Source organism: Nocardia sp. NPDC003345, from assembly GCF_053589395.1.
Genome location: NZ_JBSFRU010000369.1, coordinates 1 through 5,973 on the forward strand (window position 1 = coordinate 1; position 5,973 = coordinate 5,973).

6 protein-coding genes and 1 tRNA gene are annotated in these 5,973 nt (G+C 66.9%); 6 read left to right on the forward strand and 1 reads right to left on the reverse strand.

Features of this window, described 5'->3' with window-relative positions:
- The 6 genes from ACWDU1_RS28185 to ACWDU1_RS28210 form a co-directional block, all read left to right on the forward strand.
- Positions 1 to 443 (forward strand): Ppx/GppA phosphatase family protein (locus tag ACWDU1_RS28185; protein WP_450003056.1); only part of this gene is annotated, 443 nt, incomplete at its 5' end.
- A gap of 78 nt (positions 444 to 521) precedes the next feature.
- Complete coding sequence (locus ACWDU1_RS28190; RefSeq protein WP_450003058.1) at positions 522 to 1,982, forward strand: peptide MFS transporter; 1,461 nt, start codon at positions 522 to 524, stop codon at positions 1,980 to 1,982.
- 39 nt (positions 1,983 to 2,021) lie between these two features.
- Positions 2,022 to 3,500 carry an amino acid permease gene (locus tag ACWDU1_RS28195; protein WP_450003060.1) on the forward strand — a complete coding sequence of 493 codons (1,479 nt, stop codon included), beginning with the start codon at positions 2,022 to 2,024 and terminating at the stop codon, positions 3,498 to 3,500.
- A gap of 5 nt (positions 3,501 to 3,505) precedes the next feature.
- Entirely contained in the window at positions 3,506 to 4,060 is a 555-nt protein-coding gene (locus ACWDU1_RS28200) for a hypothetical protein (RefSeq protein WP_450003062.1), read from the forward strand.
- A gap of 57 nt (positions 4,061 to 4,117) precedes the next feature.
- A tRNA-Leu gene (locus tag ACWDU1_RS28205) sits at positions 4,118 to 4,191 on the forward strand.
- Positions 4,192 to 4,287: 96 nt separating this feature from the next.
- A complete protein-coding gene (locus ACWDU1_RS28210) occupies positions 4,288 to 4,641 on the forward strand; it encodes a hypothetical protein (protein WP_450003064.1) in 354 nt (117 codons plus the stop codon).
- A gap of 159 nt (positions 4,642 to 4,800) precedes the next feature.
- Here ACWDU1_RS28210 and ACWDU1_RS28215 read toward each other — a convergent pair.
- Positions 4,801 to 5,973: DUF1214 domain-containing protein (locus ACWDU1_RS28215; RefSeq protein WP_450003066.1), on the reverse strand; the 1,173-nt coding region annotated here is incomplete at its 5' end.

Below are 5,973 nucleotides of genomic sequence, written 5' to 3' on the forward strand. Positions count from 1 at the left end.
TCCGGGTCACCGAACGCTGCCTGCACGGTAATCCCCCGACCCCGGAGCAGGTGGCCGCCGGACGGGAGTTCGCGACCGAGCGGCTCACCGAGGCGTTCACCCATGTGCCGGTGGCGGGCACGCATACCTGGGTCGGGGTCGCGGGCACGATGACCACGCTGGCCGCGGTGGCCCTGGATCTGCCCGAATACGATTCGGCGAAAACCCATCTGGCGCGCATCGCGCTACCCGAACTGAACGCCGTCTGCGACCGGCTGATCGCGATGACCCACGACGAGCGGGCCGCGCTGGGCCCGATGCATCCGGGCCGGGTGGATGTGATCGGCGCCGGCGCGTTGATCACCGAGGTGCTGGCGGCGGAGCTGTCGCGCCGGGCCGGTATCGCCGAACTGGTGGTCAGCGAGCACGACATCCTGGACGGGATCGCGCTCTCCATCGCCTGACCCACGGGTCCGGATCCATCGATATCGGATCCGTGCGGGTTGCCACGCGCGCACCCCCACCCGTGGGAAAGTCGGAGGATGTCCGAAGCACCAACACCCGCGGTCGCCGGCCGGACCTTCTTCGGTCACCCGATCGGGCTGGTCAACCTGTTCGGCGTGGAGCTGTGGGAGCGGTTCTCGTTCTACGGGATGCTCACCATCCTCGGCTACTACCTGTACTACGAGACGACCGACGGTGGTCTCGGGCTCGATCAGGATGCCGCGATCGGCCTGGTCGGGGCCTACGGCGGGCTCGTCTACCTGTGCACCGTCCTCGGCGGCTGGGTGTCCGACCGGCTGATCGGGATGGAACGGACCGTCTTCTACGGCGGCGTGGTGGTGATGGCCGGGCATATCGCGCTGGCGCTCATACCCGGTCTCACCGGTGTGGGGGTGGGCCTGGTACTGGTCGCGCTGGGCAGCGGTGCGCTCAAATCCAACGCCTCGGCCCTGCTGGGCACGCTCTACCCGAAGGGTGACCCGCGGGTCGACGGCGGTTTCACCCTGTTCTATCTCGGGATCAATCTGGGGGCCTTCGTGGGGCCGCTGATCACCGGGTTGCTGCAGGAGGAGTGGGGTTTCCACGCGGGGTTCGGTGTGGCCGCCGTCGGGATGGCCCTGGGCCTGATCCAGTACGTGGTGTTCCGCCGCAACCTGGGTACCGCCGGGCGCGAGGTGCCCGATCCGCTCCCGCGCAAGGCGGCCGGGCCGCTGATCGCGCTGCTGGTCGCGGCCCTGCTGCTGATCGCGTTGGTGCTGGTGACGGGCCTGGTGACCATAGACAATCTGCCGGATGTGACCACCGGCCTGATCGTCGTGGCCGCGATCGCGTATTTCGCCATCCTGCTCACCCACCGTCGCGTCACCCCCGTCGAACGCAGCCGGGTATGGGCGTTCCTCCCGCTGTTCCTGGCCAATGTCGTGTTCTGGTCGCTGTTCCAGCAGATCTTCACCGTGCTCGCCGTGTATTCCGACGAACGGATGGATTGGAATATCTTCGGCTGGACGGCGCCGTCGAGCTGGATCGGTTCGGTGGAGCCGGTGTGGATCATCGCCCTGTCGCCGCTTTTCGCGCTGATGTGGACGAAGCTCGGCGACCGGGCACCGAGCACTCCGCGCAAGTTCGCGATCGGGGTGGTGGGCATGGGGGTCGCGTTCCTGCTGTTCCTGCCGATGGCCGGGACCACGGGCCGGGCGGTTCCGGCGCTGGTGGTGCTGTTCATCATGGCGGTATTCGCGGTGTCGGAGCTGTTGATCTCGCCGATCGGCCTGGCGGTGAGCACCCAGCTGGCGCCCGAGCATTTCCGCGCCCAGATGATGGCGTTGTATTTCCTGTCGATCGCGCTGGGCACCACATTGTCGGGATTGCTGGCGCGTTTCTACTCGGCCGACGCCGAGTTCGCCTACTTCGGGATCACCGGGTCGGTCGCGATCGTGGCCGGAGGCGTGATTGCGGGGCTCTCGCCGTGGATAACCCGATACATGTCGGGAGTGCATTAGCGTTCCCGGTACTCGCGCCAGAATGATGAGGAGGCCGCAGTGACCACCCCGAGCAGACGGAATTCGCTGTTCCGCACCAAATCGGTGGAGCAGTCGATCCGGGATACCGACGAACCCGGCTCGAGACTGCGTAAAGACCTCACATCCGTGGACCTGGCCGTCTTCGGCGTCGCCGTGGTCATCGGCGCCGGTATCTTCACCCTCACCGCCCGGACGGCCGGTAACGTGGCCGGACCCTCGGTTTCCCTGGCCTTCGTGTTCGCGGCGGTCGCCTGCGGTCTCACCGCGCTGTGCTACGCCGAGTTCGCCTCCACCGTCCCGGTGGCCGGCAGCGCCTACACGTTCTCCTACGCGACCTTCGGCGAACTCGCGGCCTGGATCATCGGCTGGGATCTGCTGCTGGAGTTCGCGCTGGCCGCGTCGGTGGTGTCCAAGGGCTGGTCGCAGTACCTGGGCCAGGTTTTCGACAAAGGCGCCGCGGTGGTGGACCTGGGACCGGTGACCTTCGATTGGGGCGCGGTCCTGCTGATCGCGGTGCTCACCACCCTGCTCGCGCTCGGCACGAAGCTGTCGTCACGGGTATCGGCCATCGCGGTGGCGATCAAGGTCGGCGTGATCCTGCTGGTGATCATCGTCGGGCTCACCTTCTTCGACTCGGCCAATCTGAGCCCGTTCATCCCGGAGGCGGTGCCCGCCGAACAGGAGACCGGGCTCACCCAGTCCCTGTTCTCATGGCTGACCGGGGCCGGTAACACGAACTTCGGCTGGTACGGCCTGCTGGCCGCCGCCAGCCTGGTCTTCTTCGCGTTCATCGGCTTCGACGTCGTCGCCACCGCCGCCGAGGAGACCAAGAACCCGCAGCGCGATCTGCCGCGCGGCATCCTCGGATCGCTGATCGTGGTCACCGTCCTGTATGTGGCCGTGACCGTCGTCCTCACCGGAATGGTTCCGTACACCGATCTCGCCGGCGACGACGCCACCCTGGCGACGGCGTTCGCGCTCAACGGCGCCACCTGGGCCAAGAACATCATCTCCATCGGCGCCCTGGCCGGTCTGACCACCGTTGTCATGGTGATGCTGCTCGGCCAGACCCGGGTGCTGTTCGCGATGTCGCGTGACGGCCTCGCACCCCGCTGGCTCTCACGTACCGGTGAGCGCGGCACCCCCGTGCGGATCACGATCATCGTCGGCGTGGTGTGTGCGCTGCTGGCCGGGTTCGTGGATTTCGGCACCCTCGAGGAGATGGTGAACATCGGCACGCTGTTCGCCTTCCTGCTGGTGTCCATCGGCGTGGTGATCCTGCGCCGCACCCGCCCCGATCTGCCCCGCGGTTTCCGGGTTCCGCTGGTCCCGCTGGTGCCGATCCTGGCGGTGCTGTCCTGCCTGTGGCTGATGCTGAATCTCTCGGTCGAGACATGGCTGCGTTTCGTAGTCTGGATGCTGCTCGGTTTGGTGATGTACTTCGCATACGGCCGACGGCATTCGCTGCTCGGCAGGACCGCTTCCGAACAGGAGTGAGCGCGATGCGTCTACCGTGGCGGTGGTTCCGGCGCCGGGAGGAACCGTTCCTCCGTGCGCCGGTCTCGTCCGATGCCACCGGCACGGACCTGGTGGTCGAATGGATCGACGCGGTGACCACCGGGCTGGCCACCGCCCCGCCCGGCCCGCCGGAGGCCGCCCCGGCGCGGGTGTGCGACGGGATGTTCACCGCGGCGACCATCGTCGCGGTGCTCATCGAGAAGATCGCCGACCGCACCGAGTACCGGGTCGCGAACAACCGCTGTATGGCCTCGGCGGTCGATTTCATGAAAGTCCTCGGCGAGGACACCCTGCGCCGCTACCGTATCGACGGCGTACAGCCCGTCGGCTGGGAGAACATGGACGCGGAAATGGACGAGCTGGCGATCGCGCGCCGGCTCGGCCGGCTGGGGGAGGCACTGCAGATGGCGCTGCTGGCGGTCACCACGGACTACGACCTGTCCGACGAGGTCCGGGAGGCCGCGGAGGAGTCCGGACTGCTGGCGGCGGACGTGCTGGTGGAGGCATGTCAGGCAATTCAGACAGATCCCACCATGTGACTCCCACTCACGGGTATTCCGGTACGGGTGTACGAGTCGGTAGTGTGTGGTCCGCACGCCCCCATAGCCCAATTGGCAGAGGCAGCGGACTTAAAATCCGCCAAGTGTGGGTTCGAGTCCCACTGGGGGCACTACTGCGCCGCAGGTCGGACAGTTTGTCCGAGATCGGCGGACCGGGCGTGCGGCGGCCCGGTCCCGGCCCGGCCCGCAAAGGGGGGAGCTTGGTGGTGGGAAAGCCCGAGGTGGGCGTCGGCGAACTCACCGATTCGGTGATTCGTGCCGGTGCGGAATCCGGGTACCGGATCACCCCCGACGATAGGGGCGGATTACAGATCACGGCGATCGGCGGCGTCCCGATGGACCGGCCGCTGAAGTTCCGCTTCACGGAGGAACAGCTTCGCAACTACTACACCGATGCCGCTGCCGACGCGGGCAAAGCGGGCGCGGCACCCACCGAGTGGGAAACGTGGATGCTGTTGATGTCCACCCATCTCGGTGAGGCTTTGTACCGGGCGGATTCCCTTGGCGTTCCCTGTGAAATCGTGATCGACAAGGGCGGTTTCTGGGTCGATGTCGTGTAGTGGCATCGAGGTCTATGGCGAGCGCTCGCTTCAGTGAGCCCCCGCAACCGGTCTCGGCCGCCGCGCCATGTCAGGGCCAAGACGAACAAGCCGATTCCGAGGACCGCGAGGGCCGCCGCACATCGGTGGACTGAGTTTCCCGAGATCCTGTTGCGGAGTTCAGTCCTGTAGGGTGACCGCGGGTGGGGGCCAGGTTCCGTCGAGGATGGTTTCGTCGGGCCAGTAGGCGCGGAGAAAGAGGGCGAACTCGTCGTTGGGGGCGGGGAGCCAGTTGGTGAGGAGTTTCGGGTCGCTGGGGCCCGCGCCACCGACGGTGAGGGTGAGGGAGCCGTCGTCACCGTAGGTGAGGTCCTGGTTCTTGGTGCCCAGGGAGTAGCGGTCGAGTTCGTTGGGGTGGAAGAAATGGTGCTTGTTGTAGACCGTCAACGACCAGAAGCCCCGGACCGGGGGTAGGCGGTCGGCGGAGAAGTGCACGCGGTAGGTGTGGGAGCCGTGCAGGCGTTCGCCGGTGTCGTCGAGATCCTGGTAGTAGTAGGCGGTTTCGTTGGGGGTGTTGACGAAGATATTGGATTTGCCGATCGCCGTGCGGGACAGATAGTCGTTGCCGAATTCGGCGCCGTTGCGCTGGGTGGTCCAGTTGCCGGCGACCGGGATACCGATATTGCGGAACTGGAAGAGTTCGGCGACGACGTGGTCGGTGTCGAGTGCGGTCTGCCGGAGGACCTCGGCGATCTCGGGGTCGTGTTCGGCGGCCGTCAGTATCGAGCGGAACCAGGTGTAGAGGGCTTCCTCGCCCGGGCGGGCCGGGACTTCGTCGAGTACCTCGGGCAGCGCCGCGAAGAAGTTCCCGGGGTCCACCCACTGGGTTTCGCTCTGGCCGCCGGTCGAATTGCCGCCGCCGAACGCGGGCGCCGCCGACCAGTCCACCACCTTGACCACGCCGTCGAATTCCGACAGGGGGTACATGGAGATCCGGTCGATCAGCGGCGCCACGGCGGCGCGGTCCTCGGCAGTGTCGTCGAGGAAGACGCGGGGGATCACCGCACCGCACCGGGTGTCGTAGCGGAAGATGCCGGTGATTCCGGCGGGGACGGTGCCGTCCCACGATTCGGGGGCGAGCAGGTAGAAACCGGGTGCGGTGCCGTACATCTTGCCGATCCGGACGAAGGAATCGGTGCGCTGGTCGACCACCTGATACACCCAGAAACGGTCGCCGAAATCGGGGACCTGCACCACCGACGGTTCCCGCCGGGCGTCGAGGACGCCGAAACCGTAGACCACGTCCTGGTTGGGGCAGGCGACGACCCGCTCCTCCGCCCGGATGTAATCCCG